We start from the raw sequence: 17621 nt of genomic DNA on the forward strand, positions 1-17621 counted from the left end.
AAGTCCTTAAAGTAAGTAGCCGATTAGCGATCGGCTTTACGTGAATACCAATTAACGGGACACTCATATTTTTCGAGTTGCGAGTCAACCCCGAGTGTCAATGCAAACAGTGCCATACGAATTAGCAGTCCATTGTCCGCCTGTCTGAAGATAGCGAGATTAGGATGGCTGTTCAAATCATTATCTAACTCATTAGCTTGCGCACGCGAATCCCGTGGCAGCGGGTGCATGATCACAGTGTTAGATTTGCAATGTTGGGTATAAATACTGCGGTTCAAACGGAATTTACCGCGGTATTTGTTCGCTTCTTCCTGGGATGGGAAGCGCTCTTCTTGAATGCGGGTCAGATAAAGAATGTCGGCTTTATCTAAGTGGCCTTCAAGCTGGTCTGTTATTTTGATGCTATGGCCAGCATTTTCAATGTCGGAGATCACATAGTCAGGCATTGCTAATTCAGTTGGCGAAATCAGTGTGAAGCTGATGTTCTTATACATGCACAGCAGGCGCGACAGAGAATGAACTGTACGACCAAATTTTAAGTCGCCGACCATAGCGATATGCATGCCATCGATACCGCGGCCAGCATGGCCTAACTCTTTTTGAATGGTGAATAAATCGAGCAGGGCTTGAGTCGGGTGCTCGTTCGAACCATCACCACCGTTGATTACTGGCACGCGGCTACCTTCAGCAAACTCTTTCACCGAATAAGAGTCGGGGTGGCGCATCGCAATCACATCGGAATAGGTTGAGAGTACACGTGCGGTATCGTACAGTGACTCGCCCTTAGATAAGGACGAAGAGGCCATGCCAGTGGTTTCACGCACATGGCCGCCGAGTAAGTTAAAGGCACAGCCAAAACTCACGCGGGTACGGGTACTAGGCTCGAAAAACAGGTTACCTAAAATGGCGCCTTCGAGCACCTTAGTGCGCTTCTCACGAAGTGCATAGGGCATCATACGATGGGCAACATTAAAAATAGTTTGGATTGAATCAAGATCTAACTGGTTTACGGAGAGGATATGGGATCCTTCGAACTGGTTCATCAGCCTGTTTTCCAATTGCTAGGGGGCGTTAAAGTGCAATGTCGCGCTTTGTGCCCTGATGTATATGTAGGGTGGCTGAGGCGCGATTGTAACAGATGCACAGGGGCAGCGAAATAGTCGCCGCGCCCTCGTATAGATTTTTTAAGCAGCTAATACAGGATTTTGTGAATCTAAGCTCATCTTTACAGGGCTTAGACTTGGCCGGAGCGAATTTCCTGTTGTAGGTTCGACCAACTGACTACTCCCACCACATTGTCTGGGGTGTCTTGGTAGATAAATACCTCACCGCTGCGCTTGGGCGACAACAAGTTATACACCTCATCGAGGGTTTTAGTGTCACTCAAGCCCTGCATCGGATGGCGCGAGAGGGTGATGTTGTCATCGTAGGATTGCATCTCGAGGCTGAGCATTTCAATCACCCCATCGGCGTTACGCACTAACACTGGGCGACCTTCGGCGCGTTTTAACACTTCGAGCAGCAGCTCGTCGTTGTTGTTGACGATAACAAAACGCTTATCCATCAGGGCGCGCACGCCTTTTTTCTGTAGCGCTAGATTTACCGGGGCGACTTTATAGCCTAAGCCCATAATCTCTAACTGCTTGAAGAAAATAGAGTTGGTTTTAAACCCTTGATAGGCAATCAAGAAGGCGGGAATGGTCACAAACATTGCCGGCAGAATGATACTGGCATCGTTGGTCATCTCAAGTAGCGCCACTAGGGCGGCGAGCGGCGCACTGAGGCAAACCCCCATCATCGCTGTCATGCCGATAACCGTATAGAGGCCAACATAAGGCGCAATCGAAGGGAATAGAATGGCGCTAACTAAAGCTAAGATGGCACCGATCAAGGCGCCAATGCCGTAGAGCGGACCAATCAAGCCGCCCGGGATCCCAAGTCCGATTGCCGCTATGGTGGCGATAATCTTGGCCGCAAGCAGGGCGATGAGTAGTAATAAACTAGGGTGCTCGCTAATGGCTTCACTGATGGCCAAATCCCCAGTGCCGAGGGCTTGGGGCAAGATTAAGCCAATCAGTGTAGTGATACTGCCCGCCAGTAATAGCCGATAAATCAGTGGCCAGTTTTGCCCTGTGGCGGTGACTTTAAGGAGCGCGTAGTTGAAGAAGGCGGCGGCGCAGCCCAGTGCAATGCCGCCCAAGGCTAAAATGGGATAGTGATCCAATGGAATATGGATTACTTGAATACGGTCAAACTCGTGCACATTACCAAAAACCAACTGGCTGGAAACTGCGCCACAAATCGCGGACAGCATAATCGGGAAGAAGTAATGCACCTTGTACTCGCGCACTATCACTTCGAGTACAAATATCACTGCCGCGAGCGGTGCGTTAAAGGTGGCGGCAATCCCAGCGGCAATGCCGCTCGCGCACATTATCCGCACACTATTGTCGGGAAGATTAAATTTTTCGGCCAAAACGCTGGCACTTACGGCGCCAAGGTGAATGGCAGGCCCTTCGCGTCCTACCGAGAAATTGGTGCCTAAGGCAAACAGGGCTTGAAAAAATTGCCCTGCGGCAGATTGCAGCGGAATTTTGCCATAGTGCAATTTAACTCTATGTAATACATAGGCAATCCCCATACGCTTGTAACGTTTGGAGCCGAGTTTGGCGACAATCCAGATCAACAAGGCACCAAAAAGTGGCAACAGGGCTCGCCAGTCGGCGATGTTACCCGTAAAATCCAGCGTCTCGATTTGGGTGTAATGGTTCGCCCACAGGAGCAAGAGTCGAAACAATAGGATCACGCAGGAGGCGAAGATGGCGAATAGCAAGGCCAGTAAGCACAACTGCGCACTGATCTTGGCTTGGGATAAATGATCGCGCAGCTCATTAGTTAAGTACTTTTTAGCTGTGCTGATGGCGTCTTGAATCGCGGCTTTATTTATCGTTAATTGCACTGCATTGGCCTGAGTTGTATTGTATCGAACTCGTTCTTGAGTTGATTGTATTTTATATAAGGGGCTGTTACCTAATGCCAAATTATCATCGTTGGCTAGATCGGCTGCAAGTCATGGATTTAAAGTATCGTCCATCGACCAAGTATTTATTGTCGTTAGTCTTAGTGGCATTTCTATTAGGGGCTTGGGTGAGCTTTATTGTGCTCAACAGTGACGAGCCCGTCGTAAAGCATATTGGCGGCGGTAAGCTGCAACGTGTTACCGCCGAACTTGAGGCGCAAACCCAGGAACTTGCAACACGCAATTTAGAATTATCTGTCGAGCGCGAAGCCAATGCGCAAATGCAAGATATGTTTGCACAGCAGATGAAGAAACAAAAAGAGCTAGAGCACGAATTAGCCTTTTATCGCAGTATTATGTCGCCGGATGACAATGCCGAAGGGGTGGCCATTCACGGCTTAGAAATGACGCCGGGCGCCTTGGCAGATGAGTATAATTTCAAGTTGATTTTAACTCAGCTGCAAAAACGTAAGCAGGCGATTCAAGGTCGTACCGAAATCACCCTCATTGGGGTGCAAGACGGAAAATCCGTTGAGCTAAGTGTGAACAAACTCACGGGTTCTAAGCTCGAATTTGATTTTCGCTATTTTCAGGTCATAGATACCAAAGTGAGTGTGCCTGCGGGATTTAACCTAGTGCAGGTCAAAGTCAAAGTGGTGGTGCCTTCGAGCCGCTGGACCAAAAATTCACAGACAGAACATGTCTATAGTGTCCCTGAGCTTTTACAGGGTGAAAAAGAACCGCGGGTAATACTTGAACAAAACAGTCAGGTAACGGATAATTTGCCCCAGAAAACTGATGTAAGAGGTAGTAATGACTGATCAAGCTGACGCAGCAATGCCTATCAAATTTACCGATGCGGCAGCCGCTAAGGTAAAAGGCTTGTTGGAAGAAGAGCAAAATCCTGCACTTAAACTACGTGTGTACGTGACGGGTGGTGGTTGTTCTGGATTTCAGTACGGCTTTACCTTTGATGAAAAGGTCAACGAAGGCGACTTCACCGTTGAGAAGCAAGGCGTCCAATTGGTCGTCGATCCCATGAGCTTACAATACCTCGTTGGCGGTGAAGTGGATTATACTTCTGGCCTCGAAGGTTCGCGTTTCTTTGTGAAGAACCCGAATGCGACAACGACTTGTGGTTGTGGCGCAAGTTTCTCTGTGTAAGTTTGTTCTACGCATGTAGTGAACTGATATAGAAGATAAAAAAGCCGTCGAAATGACGGCTTTTTTGTTGGTCTTTCCTGTGTTGCAAGTATTGGTAAAGCAAGGCGTAAGCGCCTTGCTTTGGAGTTAATTCATAATATTCAGATTAAGCTTAGGTTTAAACCAAGCTTTCACTTTCTTATCGAATGCCACCCACACCTGCAATAAAGATAAGACAATCAACACGATAAAAATCACGTAATCGGGTAGCTTTTCTTGCCACTTGCCAAGGTGCACTGTGGTTGGCCCTGCGACTAGGTTATCAGGATCATAAAGGATCACTGGTAACATGCTGACTAGCGCCAATTGCACTAAGGTGTAACCCCTTAACATAATCAACCCAGCCTTTTGGCGACCGATAATCCCGAGCACCATCAATAGGGTTAACAGGCAGAAGAGTACCCCTTGTTTAGCAATTAAGCCGCTTACCGATGCTGCGACATAGAGCAGCAGCAAAGCAATTAAGCGTTTAGGTAAACGGGCTTTAGCCAAGGGCTGCGTAGCCTGAGTTGCCAAAGAGGATTCTTGCTCGTTCAGCGACATTGTGGTTTGCCCTTATGGATTAGTGGCTTTGTTTAGTGACTAAACGTTGATCTAATTCATAGGGTGGAATGACCACACCTAAGTCATCCTGTACTGGGAAGACGGCAACGAACAAGTCGTCTTCTTCCATGCCCGGAACCCATCTTTCATGCCACTCATCATAGGGAATCGCTAAAGTTTGGCAGTCACTCCAGTCATCGACTGCCCATGACTCGGCCGCTTCTTCGGTTGGCCACATAGGGATGCAATCTTCATCTTCTGTGGTCAGCATGACGCAACCATCTTGGTCCTGTAGCGTCCATAACACTTTGTGTTGTTTAACTTGTTCAACGAGGTAATCGTAACGACCTTCTGGAGTCATGCCAGCGGCTTCTGCAAAAGTTTTAACAGTCTTGCTCATGAAAATATCTCTTATGCGTGAATAGGGCGAAGCCTGTTGTGCCACTCATGTATAGCGTCAGCACAGCAAAACTCACCAGTTGGCAAGATGGTAACATTAGAGCGGGGTTTGAAAAAGCACAACAGCGCCGCGAAGGCGCTGTTGCTAGCGGGGAATTACTCAGCTGCGTTGAAATAACGGTAAATCACACCAGCGAGAATAGCGCCTACGATAGGAGCAACCCAGAAAATCCACAGTTGTGATACGGCCCAATCGCCGACAAAGAGCGCAGGGCCAGTACTGCGGGCAGGATTCACTGAGGTGTTTGATACGGGAATACTGATCAAGTGAATAAGGGTTAAACATAGACCAATTGCAATCGGCGCAAAGCCTTTAGGTGCGCGCTCATCGGTCGCCCCTAAAATCACCAATAAGAAGAACAAGGTCATCACGATTTCACAGATCAACACCGACATCATGCTGTAACCGCCGGGGGAATGTTCGCCAAAGCCGTTAGAAGCAAAGCCCGCCGCAAGACTAAAACCTTCTTGCCCTGAGGCGATTGCGTACAATACACCCGCGCCGACAATACCACCCGCCACTTGGGCAATGATATAAGGTAGCAGTTCCGAGGCTGGAAAACGTCCGCCAGCCCAGAGTCCAAAGGATACCGCTGGGTTTAAGTGGCAACCTGAAATATGACCAATGGCAAACGCCATCGTCAGAACTGTTAAACCAAAGGCTAAGGCCACCCCGAGTAAGCCTATCCCAACTTCCGGAAAGGCTGCCGCCAGCACTGCGCTGCCGCAGCCGCCGAGAACGAGCCACAGAGTGCCCAAAAATTCTGCCGCCATTTTTTGTGACATATTCATTGATTGATTTCCTATTCAGACGATTTATGCGGACAAACGCTTCACGCTTTTTGCATAAACCCTTGTTTATCTTGCTGGTTAAGTTGAGCTAGATAAATAACCACTCCCTTAATTGGTATGTTTGTGCGCCCAGAATGTGCAGGCACGAGTTGGCCTTCACAGTGAGTCAGTTGTGTATTTACTGCTTAGTTAACAATCACTTTAGCGAGTTTAGATGACACAACTGTGATCAAGCATAGATGGGTTTTTATATTGTGCATTTTTGAGCGAGTGTCATTGGCGCCATTTAAAGCATTTTTAGGCATAGTCTCTGTTGTTTTGTTATGCCTTATCTTGTCTCTGTTCGGTAAAAGAACAGTGGTTCTCTTACCACCCAACGAAGATTTTTTTGCATATTCAATAGTCGATTTATTCTCTTTGTCCATCTGTAATGTATTGAAAATAAATGAATAGATATTTAATAGATATAAAACGGGGAAAGAAACGAGGGACAGATGATTGCCGCTCTTCACTTGGCAAAGTACAAGGTCTTGGTTGCTGAAATGTTAATTGTGTTTTTGTGGTGTTGCGGCCTCATGTTCAAAGAACTTGATGGATTAGAAAACACTGTTAGCGAGACGAAGTAACAGCTTTAAATAACAACAAGAATGGCTTGCGCTGTAAAAGTGAAGGTGGGAAGGATGAAGAAGAAATTATTGACCTTGGCAATCCAAGCTTCGATGTTTGGTATTGCTCCTTCGGTAGCTTGGGCTGCCGATCCAATTGAAGTGAATGCGGTGAATGAGAGCGCTAATCGGGTTGAAGTCGAGGTAGCGGATAAGCAAGAAAGCATTGAAAAAGTCACTGTCACGGGCTCGCGGATTAAGCGCGACAGCTTTTCCCTTAGTACTCCATTACAGGGGTTAGATGCCAAGGATATCGCCGATAGCGGTATTGGTTCATTGGCGGATATTTTAGTTGATCAAATTCCTGCCTTGGCCGAAGGGGTTAGCAGCACCAATAGCCAATCGAGTGTGCAAAATACCGGCCTATCAACCATTGACCTACGTAACTTAGGCACGGATCGTACCTTAACCCTTATCGATGGTCGTCGTGTTGTTTCTAATAGTTATAGTGGTAACTATGTCAGCTTAAGCACGATTCCTGCCGCTATGGTCGATAAGGTCGAAATCATTACCGGCGGGGCGTCGGCTGTGTATGGTTCGGATGCTATTGCAGGTGTGGTCAATATTATCACTCAGCAGAATAAGACTGGGTTTGAGATTAACGCCCGTGGCGGCGAAACCACCGAAGGTGGTGGCCGAGAAACCACAGTCGATGTAGGTTATGGCACTGATTTTAATAGCGATAAAGGTTATATCTTTGCCAGTGCGACTTACGATAAGCAGCATGGGTTATTTGCAACCGACAGGGAAAGAGCCCTGTATGAGTCAAGTTTTGCCTACGACGAAAAGCAAATGTGTAATACCATGAATACCGCCGATGGTTATCAGTGTATGCGGGATATTACTCCAGAAGATTGGCGTGAGCGCAGCAACGATATTGTCGGTGGCCGTTTTAAATCGAACTCTTGGTGGTACGATGGCTCTGAGCTTAAAACTGACTTTAAAGAAGAGCGCGATGGTTATAACGGTTATACCACAGGCTTATTAAAGGTTCCCGAGGATACCTTAGCCGCTGCGGTCAAAATAAATTATGACCTTAGTGAAAGTGTTCGTGCGAATGCACAAGTTCAATTTAGCCGTAATACTGCGTTTCGTCGTACCGATGCTGAAGGCCAAGACTATAACGACGCTGAGCTGTATATCGATCCCATCACTGGATTACCTGGGATGATTGATGCGGGCAGTATTTTAGCCAATAACCCTTATATACCCGCTGAAATTGCTGCAACAGCAGGCAAGAGCATTACTTGGGACCGTCGCTTCGAAGAAGTGGGGCCAGTTGAAAGTGACAACGAGCGTACCACGTTACGTACTTGGGCGGGATTACAGGGGGATTTGTTTGAAACTTGGACTTGGGATGCCTCACTGGGTTACGGTAAGTTTGAACAGCGTCAACGTCGCAGCAATGAGATCAGCATTCGTCGTTTAAGAAATGCCTTGAATGCCGTATATGCCGCCGATGGTGTCACGATTCAATGTGCCAGCGAAGCCGCTAGAGCCGAGGGCTGTGTGCCCGTCAATATCTTTGGTGAAGGCTCCATCAGCAAGGAAGGAGCTGACTATATTCGCGCAAATCCCTATATCAACACGGATATCACGCAATTTAATGCCCTAGGATTTATCTCAGGAGAATTATTTGAATTACCTGCGGGTGGTGTGCAATCGGCATTTGGGATGGAGTATCGCCGAGATACCCAAGCTGTGGATACCGATAAGGCGATGCGTGGTGATGCGATTACTTTTAACGATGTTCCTCCCTTCAAAGGTGATGTCACTGTCTGGGAAGCCTTTGGTGAGGCGAGTCTTCCGTTATTAAGAGATGTGAGTTTTGCCAATAAACTTGACCTTGATGTGTCATTACGTCTTGCGGATTACAGCCAGAAAAACATCGACTTAATGTCGAGTTATCGCGCAGGTCTACTTTGGGAGCCTATCGCCAACTATGCACTGCGTGCAAACTACTCTCGTTCACAACGTGCGCCAAATATCACAGAGCTTATTTCTCCCCCCCGTGGTGATTACGACAGTATTCGCGATATTTGTAATGGTGTAACGGCAACCTCAACAGGCGCTGGGCATGATAGTTGCCGTCTCGATCCTGGGATTGCAGCGGCCATTGCTAGCACTGGCATTTTCAAAGCGGTAAGTGGTTCAAAGTATTCTCCTAACGCGGGTAATGAAAACCTGACCGAAGAAACCGCAGATACCTATACCTTAGGCTTTACCATGGCGCCAGCCTTCCTTGAAGGTTTCAATCTGGCGGTTGATTACTACGATATCAAAGTTGCCGATGCGATTGGTTCATTAAGTAACGAGGATATTCTGGCCGAATGTTATAACTCGAGTAACCCTTATGGAGCTGATAATGAGTACTGTCAGGATATCACTCGTGATACTGAGGGCCAAATCACCCAGGTTATTCAGCAGGAATTGAACTTAAATGACATAGTCACTCGTGGTATCGATTTCGCCATGGCCTACGAGTGGCAATTAGACGGATACGGTGAACTCAGCTTAAAAACTAACTGGACCCATGTGTTGGAATACAGCTCAAGTTACTACGGCGCTGATGGCTTAGTGAAGGAGGATTATGTGGGTGAACTTGCCAGTGGAATTTTTGAAGACCGAGGTGCAATTTCATTAAGCTGGAGTAACGATGATTGGCGTGTGCGTTGGAGCGCGAAGTATAAGAGCGCCATGGTCGATAGCCACGATAGAGTTGAAGAGTGGAACGTGCTGAAGGCCGAAAACCAAGCCAAACTCGATGCGGGTGATGCCAGTGCGGTGGCTAATCCAGAAACGCCCGCATTCCTATTCTATAGTTCGTATATCACCCACGATTTGTCGGTGTCTTACACTATGGACGTGAGTCAGGCTGAATTACGTTTATACGGCGGTGTGCGTAATATTTTCGACAATCAGGGCCCTTGGGTAGCCGATACTGGTGATTTAGTCGAAACGGGTAATGGTAACTACAGCAGCGCCTATGGCGGTGGTGTTGGTCGCTATGCCTACCTAGGTGCAGAGCTTAAGTTCTAATATCGTTGAACTGATACTAATCACTTAAGTTTGCTCAACCGCATGTGGCTCCCTGCATGCGGTTTTTTATTGCCAATAACCGCAAGATATTCACATCAATAGGTTAGTCGCAATAGGTTCGTCGTAATAGGTTCGGCACAAGCACCAAAGCCTTCAATGGGATAGGCTGGCACAGACCTTTGATACTTCCTCTGTAGAGAAGCTTAACGTTAACTCTTTCTGCCAGAGCTTGAATTTCAGCCAGAGCTTGAATAAGTGCTGACTTGAAGTGAGTAGCTAACTGGGAATAGTAAAAAGGCAAAGCTTCGGCGTAATAAGTTAGAGGGGGATACTTTCTTAAATTGAACAGAGTGTATAGGGCTCAGTGATAGCAGTAACTTGTTAAGCGATTGGCGACTTATTATGCCGCCAATCATCTGATGGTGTGTTCTTGTGGAATGCTAAGCGCTGATTTTTACAGGTTCGTGGACGGCAGATTTGCCTTTAAGAACCGGCTTTGTTCCCAGAGCAAGTGTTCTAGGGATTCCTTAGCCGCATAACCGTGTCCTTCAAAGGGCAGGATAACTAATCTTGCTTTACCGCCAAGGCCTTGAATGGCATCAAATAGTCGCTCAGATTGCAGCGGGAAAGTGCCTGAGTTTTGATCCATCTCACCATGAACTAATAGCAAGGGCGATTTGATGTTATCAGCATAATTAAATGGTGACATTTGCTGATAAATATCATTGGCTTGCCAGTAGTAACGCTCCTCATTTTGAAACCCAAAAGGCGTTAGACTGCGATTATAGGCTCCGCTACGGGCAATACCTGCATAGAACAAATCCGTATGGGCAAGCAAGTTTGCCACCATAAAGGCCCCGTAGGAGTGTCCACCCACGGCGATTTGTTTACGATCGGCAATGCCTAAATCGACCAAGGTATCGACAGCCGCCTGGGCGTTGGCAATGAGTTGTTCACGAAAGCTGTCATTGGGCTCTTTATCCCCTTGAGCGATGATGGGCATAGAGACTTTATCAAACACGGCAAAGCCTTCGGCGACTAAAGGAATTGGGCCCCTTGGGCTGATGCTGGGATATTGATTAGCGCTAAAGCTGATTTGGCCCGCGACATCGGGATCGTTAAATTCCCGCGGATAAGCCCACATCAATACGGGTAAGGTACCTTGCTCCTTGGTGTAATTAGCGGGTAAGTAGAGGGTGCCTGAGAGGGGCACGCCATCGGCTCTTTTGTAGGTGATCAGCTGCTTCTGCATTCCCCGATACGCACTCAATTCATCGGCCTGTTGGTAGAGCACATGTTCTTTGGCGCCATCGATTAAGACAAGACTCGGTGCTTCAGTCGGGCTTTCACGGTTGATAATCAGTTGTAAGGGCTCAATATTGAGCACGTAGCGCACCGACTCTAATTGGTTGGCTGCAGATTGCCATAACAGTGAGGATTCTCCTGTAGCGAGTGAGGTGTGTTTTAAGAATGGCTTATCGCCTTGAGGCGATGCCCCCTGGCCGTAGTGCATAACCCCTGCGGTTTGTGCCTGCACGCGGATCACTTGCCCTTTGCCTTGGGTATATTCTCTGGGGAATGTTCCAAGCTCTTGATATTTATCGCGCAGATTACGCTCGTTCAAGGTATACAACGAAGTTTCCCCAAGGTGGGTGTCTAGGCGACTCAGTCGCAGTAACTGTGCTTTGCTATTGCGCTGGCTCACTAAGGCGATGTTATTTTCCGCCCAGTCGATATCGATGATCCGCCAAGGGGTTTTGGCGATGAGTTTGGCCTTTTGGGTAAAGGGCGCATCGAGTTGCCATAGGCTATCCCGTAGCGGCGCCTCTTGCTGGCTATCGCCCTGATCTAAAGCCTCGGTAAAGGCTAAGGTTGCGCCTTGCCCTTGAACCCAATGGAACATGCGAGGGCCGGGTAAAGCAGAGTCTTTTCCTTGAGGTTTGGATTCACCACTTTGGCTGTGATGTAACTGAGCAATCCTTTGCCCCTTGAGATTATAAACCTCTATTAAAGTTGGAAAATCATAATACTTTACTTGGGTTGAGAAGGGCGTGGTGAGCTGATGGGTTAAGATATATTGACCATCAGGCGACAGCGAAAAATCCTCAAAGATGCCCGGCGCGGCGATATTTGTCAGCTTGCCATCTAAATCCACAAGAGCCAGTTGACTGGTCGTCAGTTGGCTAAAGCGTTGTTTGTCAGCGCTGGTTTTCAACAAGTCTTGATAGGTGCGTTGCGGGCTTTGTTTGCCGGAGGTTTCCTTGGTTTTCGGTGCGTAAACGGTAGGAGCAATGCTTGCGTTGGTATTGGGGGCAATGACAAAGCGAGCAAGCAGACTACTATTATTAGCCCATTGATAATCAAGGCTAATCGTGCCATTTAATCGGTTGTCTGACAGGCGCTTGTGGCGGTCTTGAGCGATGTTGTATACATATAAGTAACCGCCCACAGGCGTTAGGCTGACATAGGACAAATAGCGACTGTCGGGGGAAAATTGCACTTCGGTGATATCGTGGCCACTGGGCAAGCTTATCAGCCGCTGCCGATTGTTCTGAATATTAATCAGCCTGAGTTGTTGGTAGCGTTGGGTGATACGACTCGGTAAATATTGCTCGGCAGCGATACGTAATCCTGCCAACTTCTGCTCAGGCTGGGCTAGTGTGGTAATACTCGGTGCTGCAATGGGGCTGAGTAACGCCAGCCACTGATGATCATTTGAGAGTCGAGTCGTGAGATCCGCGTTATGCGCAATGGTTTGTTGCAGTGCGGGGGAAGGTTTCTGGTAGTCCTGCGCGAAGGTGTTGGGGATAAAAATCAGGCATAGCATAGTCCAGATGCCAATTAAGGTTAAGCGAAGCATACTTGGGTTCCTTGCAAAGAAACTACCCCTGCTGAGATGAGTTGACCGCAGGAGTAAGGCTTTGACTCTTATGTTGTTATTGGTCAATCAGTTGTAAGTAATCTGTTGCCGTATCGCAATCTATCTTGGCTCGTTTCTATATTGTTTAAATCTCTATTTTAGATTTGTTACTTACTAATCTTTTGAATTTTAAATAGTTAGTTGAACTCATTCGTTTGCTAACTAGGCTCAGTCTTAGGTAGTATCTAGCCTGATGATGTACTCATTCCCGTAACCATAAAAAGACGAATAGCGAAGGTGTGAGAAAAATGAAGGATAAGAGTAAGTTGGGTTTCAGCTTGGGGAGTTGCCATATTGACCCTTCCGATAACTCAATTTTATTTCAAACGCAGGGGGATGAATCATCCTCAAATGAATCGGCTAAAGTGTCGCTTCAACCTAAGTTTATTGAAGTACTTAGCTATCTCGCCCTGCGTTATCCTAATGTGGTTACCCGCGATGAGTTGATAACTCAAGTGTGGGAAGGCAATGCCTATGTTGGCACTAAGGCGCTCACCAACGCGATTTGGCATTTACGGCAGCAATTATCGCCTCTAGATGTTGAGGGAGGTGTGATTGAGACAGTGCGTAAGGCAGGCTATCGTCTGTTGTTACAGCCTATCTACGATCAACTCGACGATACCGAAGAAGATTTACTGCAGACCACTGAGACTAAATTGCAACATGCCAATCAGCGTTTGCGCTTAACGGCGATGGTGCTGGGTGCTGTGGCTGTTGTCGGTTGTTTATTTATAGGTATGCATTTATATCAAGATAAACGGCGGATGACGGATACCCAAATGACGGTGCTGACTCGAGATCCGGGTTCGGAGCGTTATCCAAGGTTATCCCACGATAGGCGTTGGCTTGTGTATGGGGCGAGTCGTCCTGGGGTGACATCTAGTCTGTATCTTAAAGATTTTAAACGTGAAGATGTGCCCGCCCATCAGTTAACCCCTTCCTCCTCATCTGAGTTGCGTGCTGTGTGGAGCTTAGATGATACCAAGTTGTTTTTTGCCTCCCGCAGCCATGCGACGGGAAAGTGCACCATTACCCAATTGACTTTAGCAACCAATGAGATGCTAGCCCTAGCGCCCTGTAGCACTGATATGGCGGCGATAGATATTTCCCCCGATGGTCAATATCTTGCTTATATCTCCTCTCATGAGACGGATAAAGTGGGTGGTATTTACCGCTTACCTTTGGCAAAAGCAGACGCTAAGTCTGAAAGATTATCCTGCGAAAGCCAGTGTAATTATGAAGATAGAGATTTAGCCTTTAGCCCCGATGGTAAATGGCTTGCGATAGCGAGGCGCTTTAGTAATATCTCTGAGGATATTTTTATTCGCGACTTAGCCAATGCCAATGAAACACGCTTAACCCAAGGACTAGAAGATATTCGCGGCTTAAGTTGGACGCCCAACAGCCAGGCGTTAGTGTTTGCTACGGAAGACTCTGGTAGTCGCAATGGTTTTACTATCGATATTGAAACTACTCAGATTCGGCCGCTTGATGTGGAGGGTATGAGTTATCCCAGTAGCGTATCCGATGAGGGCGAGTTGGTTTATCACCAGTATCGCCGGCAGTTCCAAATGGCGTATTTTTCCCTCGGGGATAAAGTGCCGGGCAGTTTGTTTCCACTGTTATATTCGGGCGTGAGTCACCGTAATCCCGATTATTCCCCTGAGGCGGGGCGAATCGTGTTCGTCTCTAGCGATACTGGCTATAACGAGATTTGGACCTCGGATATCAAGGGGCAAAAACTTGAGCAACACACTCAGCTTAAGTCGCGTGTTGCTTATCCGCGTTGGTCACCCGACGGTTCTAAAATTGCTTTTATCGCCCCCGATGATCGTAATGAAGGCAATCGCATTTTTATTTTAGATTTAACCAATAAGAACATTACCGCCTTAGCTTCGAGTTACCATAGTCATGGTCGACCCAGCTGGAATTGGCAGGGTACAGCCGTATTGGCATCGACCAGCGACGGTATCACCGAGTTTTATTTAGATAACAGTGCGCCCAAGGTGATAAGCCCTCTGAGTATGGCGGTGGGTTTTGCCAAGTCGGCAACTGAATTGGTGTTTAGTCGCTATGGGGGAAATGGACTATGGCAGCTTGATCTGACTCAGCCTGAGCAAGTTGAAGAATTAATCTCCAGCAAAGTATTCCGCGCGGGCAATAACTGGGTGCTTACGGCGGACGGGGTGTATTTCAAATCCAGTAATGGTAATGAGCAGCGATTGAATTACTGGGAGGCGAGCAGTCAGCAGGTCACGCCACTCCTTAGGGTGCCCCGCTCGAGCCTAAGCGGGTTTGGCTCCATGACCTATATTCCGGAGTCAAACCGCTTAGTGATGACGCTCGATGGTTTTCCGCAGCGGGACATCATCTTACTTAAACACAAACTACTTCAGTAGGTTTGAGCTTTACTTAGCGCTAAAGCGTCCGCCTAATACGGCTTCGCGGGAGGCGCCCGTCACCGCTGGCAGGTTGGCGGGCAAACCTAAATGGTGGCGCATTGCGAGCCACGCAAAGGCGATGCCTTCGGCCCATTTAGGGTCGACGCCCAGTGCAGAGGTGGTATCGATGTGATAATCCGGCAGTAGCGCCGCTAAGCGCTGCATTAACTCGCTATTAAAGGCGCCGCCACCGCAGACAAATAACTCTCCCACAGGGGCGAGTTTAAGGATATCGCGGGCGATGCTGTGGCAGGTTAAATCGAGTAACGTCGATTGGATATCTTCTTCATCCAATTGATTAAACTGTGATAATTGCTGCTCTAACCAGGCCTGATTAAACAACTCGCGCCCCGTACTCTTGGGATAGGCGAGGGAGAAATAAGGGTGCGACAGCAACTGCGCCAGCAGCTGTTGGTCGGTTTTGCCCGAAGCGGCCCATTCACCGTCTTTGTCGTAGGGTTCATTTTTCACTTGCTGGATCCAGGCATCAATCAGCGTATTGCCAGGCCCAGTATCAAAGCCTAAGACCTCTTCACGATTTCCCGTCAGATAGGTGATATTGGCAATGCCGCCAATATTGAGGATCACGCGCTTTTTACCGACTTGGGCAAAGGTTTGCTGGTGGAAGGCGGGTACTAAGGGCGCACCTTGGCCACCTAAGGCAATGTCTTTACGACGAAAATCGGCAATCACATCGATGCCCGTCTCGGTTGCTATGGTGTTGGGATCGCCAATTTGCAGGGTAAAACCCACCTCAAGGTTTGGCATGTGGCGCACGGTTTGGCCATGGCTACCAATGGCAATGATCTCTTCTTTGGCTATTTGGGCTTTGGTAAGCAAGTTGTTGACCGCAAGAGCAAATAATTTACCCACACTGCGGTCAAGGCGGCCAAGGCGGTTGATCTCATCATTGCCGGGCAGGCATAAACGCTGCAATCCCTTAAGCAAATGGCTGGGGATCGCCTCGGTATGCGTTGCGATAAGCTGCGGCTGCTCGCCCGCAAAGTCGACTAATACCGCATCGACGCCGTCCATGCTAGTGCCAGACATCAGTCCAATATAATAAGCCTTGTTCATTTGAGGGGATCCGTCCGTCGTTATTGCATCGCCAATTGGGTTTGCTTGTTCTGTGAAATGCTAGCCATCAACTGTTTGCTGAGCGCATCGAATTGTGGCTTTTCTTTACGGGCAATCGATTCGGCCTTAGGTAAATCAACCGTTCTTGGATTACGGTGCACGCCATTGACGATAAATTCATAGTGTAGGTGAGCGCCTGTGACGCGTCCTGTCTTACCTAAGGTGCCGATAATTTGCCCCTGCTTAACGCTGGCCCCTTTACTGACGTTGCGTTTGGTCAAATGCAAATATTTAGTCGTGTAGGTATCGTTGTGCTTAATGAACACATAGTTACCATTAAATTGATTGTAGCCGGATTCGATAACTCGGCCATTACCCGCCGCCTTAATGGGGGTACCAATGGCGGCAACATAGTCAACGCCGCGGTGAGCCTTAACTTGCCCTGTGACAGGGTGTAGGCGTTTGGGGTTGAAGTTTGAGCTGACATATTTAAAGTCGACTGGTGAGCGCAGGAAGGCCTTACGCATGCTGGTGCCGTTTTCGGAGTAATAGTTGCCGTCGGTATAGCGAATCGCGGTGTAGCGCTCATCTTGGTTGATAAACTCGGCGGCGAGGATATTGCCGTTACGTAAAAACTCGCCTTCGGCATATTCCTGCTCATAGATAATGGCGAAGCTATCGCCTTCACGTAAATCCAAGGCAAAGTCGATATCCCAGCCAAACACGGTCGATAGCTGCATAATTTGGTTCGCGTTTAAACCCGCATCAACAGCGGCATTCCAGAAGTTACTCTTGATTTTCGCGCTGGTGAATTGAGTGCGGATTTCAATGTCTTTTTCGGAGATTTTCTCGGAATACTTATCCTGATCCTTAGTGATCACTAAAGTCGATACCGCATCGACACGGTAGCGTACTTCGGTTAAATCACCCTTGGCATCTTTCGATATCACAATTTCTTCGCCGGGGATGATTTTTAACAGATTCTGTTTGGCGAGTGGCAGCTGGGTAATTTCGTACACATCTTTGCTGGTGAGTCCCGCGCGCTCAAAAACTGCGGCTAAGGTATCGCCATTTTTCACATTAAAATGTTCAACATCTTGGTGATGGGCGCTCTCTAAGGTTTCGCTGGCGGGCACATTGCCTGCGGCTAAGGCATCGGCCGAAGATAATGGCGTGGTGTTGGTGGATGCATCTTGCGATTGGCCCTCAACCCCTTCAGGACGCTCTGGGGAGCGAAAGGCTAAGGGAACATCGTAACGGGTATTAACTTGGGCTTGGTTTGCAACACCTTGAGTTTGTCTTGAAGCTTGGGCTTCTTCAGAGGGAAAAAGCAAGGTTATCGTAGTGATAACAGAAAGAATGCTGAGGAGAATTTGATGCTTTTTAGGCAACAATTTAAATAACGTTATAACCTTTCCCATGTGACGCCGATACCGATTACCTAAGGCCTGAATAATCCATTA

12 protein-coding genes are annotated in these 17621 nt (G+C 47.9%); 4 read left to right on the top strand and 8 right to left on the bottom strand.

Translation table 11 applies throughout. The features are described from left to right. Positions 1–23: 23 nt before the first annotated feature. Positions 24–1043: an aspartate carbamoyltransferase gene (locus tag SHD_RS08645; protein ID WP_011717911.1), complete on the bottom strand. Its 1020-nt coding sequence runs from the start codon at positions 1041–1043 to the stop codon at positions 24–26. 191 nt (positions 1044–1234) lie between these two features. Then, entirely contained in the window at positions 1235–2959 is a 1725-nt protein-coding gene (locus tag SHD_RS08650; protein ID WP_011626912.1) for a chloride channel protein, read from the bottom strand. Between the two features lie 74 nt (positions 2960–3033). Here SHD_RS08650 and SHD_RS08655 point away from each other — a divergent pair, with 74 nt between their 5' ends. Together SHD_RS08655 and erpA are read left to right on the top strand one after the other, a co-directional pair. Continuing rightward, entirely contained in the window at positions 3034–3840 is an 807-nt protein-coding gene (locus SHD_RS08655) for a DUF6776 family protein (RefSeq protein ID WP_023266757.1), read from the top strand. Further along, positions 3833–4183, top strand: coding sequence for an iron-sulfur cluster insertion protein ErpA (gene erpA / locus SHD_RS08660; protein WP_011623639.1), 351 nt, complete (start codon positions 3833–3835; stop codon positions 4181–4183). The genes SHD_RS08655 and erpA overlap by 8 nt, the downstream gene beginning before the upstream one ends. Before the next feature lie 126 nt (positions 4184–4309). Here erpA and SHD_RS08665 read toward each other — a convergent pair whose 3' ends face one another. The 3 genes from SHD_RS08665 to aqpZ form a co-directional block, all read right to left on the bottom strand. Beyond that, a complete protein-coding gene (locus SHD_RS08665; RefSeq protein ID WP_023266758.1) occupies positions 4310–4765 on the bottom strand; it encodes a hypothetical protein in 456 nt (151 codons plus the stop codon). Between the two features lie 19 nt (positions 4766–4784). Continuing rightward, positions 4785–5165, bottom strand: a complete 381-nt coding sequence (locus tag SHD_RS08670; RefSeq protein ID WP_011717908.1) for a DUF2750 domain-containing protein — start codon at positions 5163–5165, stop codon at positions 4785–4787. A gap of 155 nt (positions 5166–5320) precedes the next feature. Continuing rightward, the gene (aqpZ, locus tag SHD_RS08675) at positions 5321–6016 is read right to left on the bottom strand and encodes an aquaporin Z (RefSeq protein ID WP_023266760.1); all 696 of its coding nucleotides are present in this window, start codon (positions 6014–6016) and stop codon (positions 5321–5323) included. A gap of 680 nt (positions 6017–6696) precedes the next feature. On the opposite strand from aqpZ, the gene SHD_RS08680 reads away from it, so the two are divergent. Further along, on the top strand, positions 6697–9720 hold the full coding sequence (locus SHD_RS08680) for a TonB-dependent receptor domain-containing protein (RefSeq protein ID WP_039977930.1): 3024 nt from the start codon (positions 6697–6699) through the stop codon (positions 9718–9720). Positions 9721–10174: 454 nt separating this feature from the next. On the opposite strand, the gene SHD_RS08685 is transcribed toward SHD_RS08680, so the two are convergent. After that, complete coding sequence (locus tag SHD_RS08685) at positions 10175–12580, bottom strand: S9 family peptidase (RefSeq protein ID WP_023266763.1); 2406 nt, start codon at positions 12578–12580, stop codon at positions 10175–10177. 308 nt (positions 12581–12888) lie between these two features. On the opposite strand from SHD_RS08685, the gene SHD_RS08690 reads away from it, so the two are divergent. Beyond that, complete coding sequence (locus tag SHD_RS08690; protein WP_023266764.1) at positions 12889–15039, top strand: winged helix-turn-helix domain-containing protein; 2151 nt, start codon at positions 12889–12891, stop codon at positions 15037–15039. A gap of 9 nt (positions 15040–15048) precedes the next feature. Here SHD_RS08690 and SHD_RS08695 read toward each other — a convergent pair whose 3' ends face one another. Together SHD_RS08695 and SHD_RS08700 are read right to left on the bottom strand one after the other, a co-directional pair. Beyond that, the gene (locus SHD_RS08695; protein WP_023266765.1) at positions 15049–16158 is read right to left on the bottom strand and encodes an anhydro-N-acetylmuramic acid kinase; all 1110 of its coding nucleotides are present in this window, start codon (positions 16156–16158) and stop codon (positions 15049–15051) included. 20 nt (positions 16159–16178) lie between these two features. After that, entirely contained in the window at positions 16179–17579 is a 1401-nt protein-coding gene (locus tag SHD_RS08700) for a peptidoglycan DD-metalloendopeptidase family protein (RefSeq protein ID WP_023266766.1), read from the bottom strand. Positions 17580–17621 lie beyond the last annotated feature (42 nt).

The organism is Shewanella decolorationis S12 (genome assembly GCF_000485795.1).
GTDB lineage: Bacteria > Pseudomonadota > Gammaproteobacteria > Enterobacterales > Shewanellaceae > Shewanella > Shewanella decolorationis.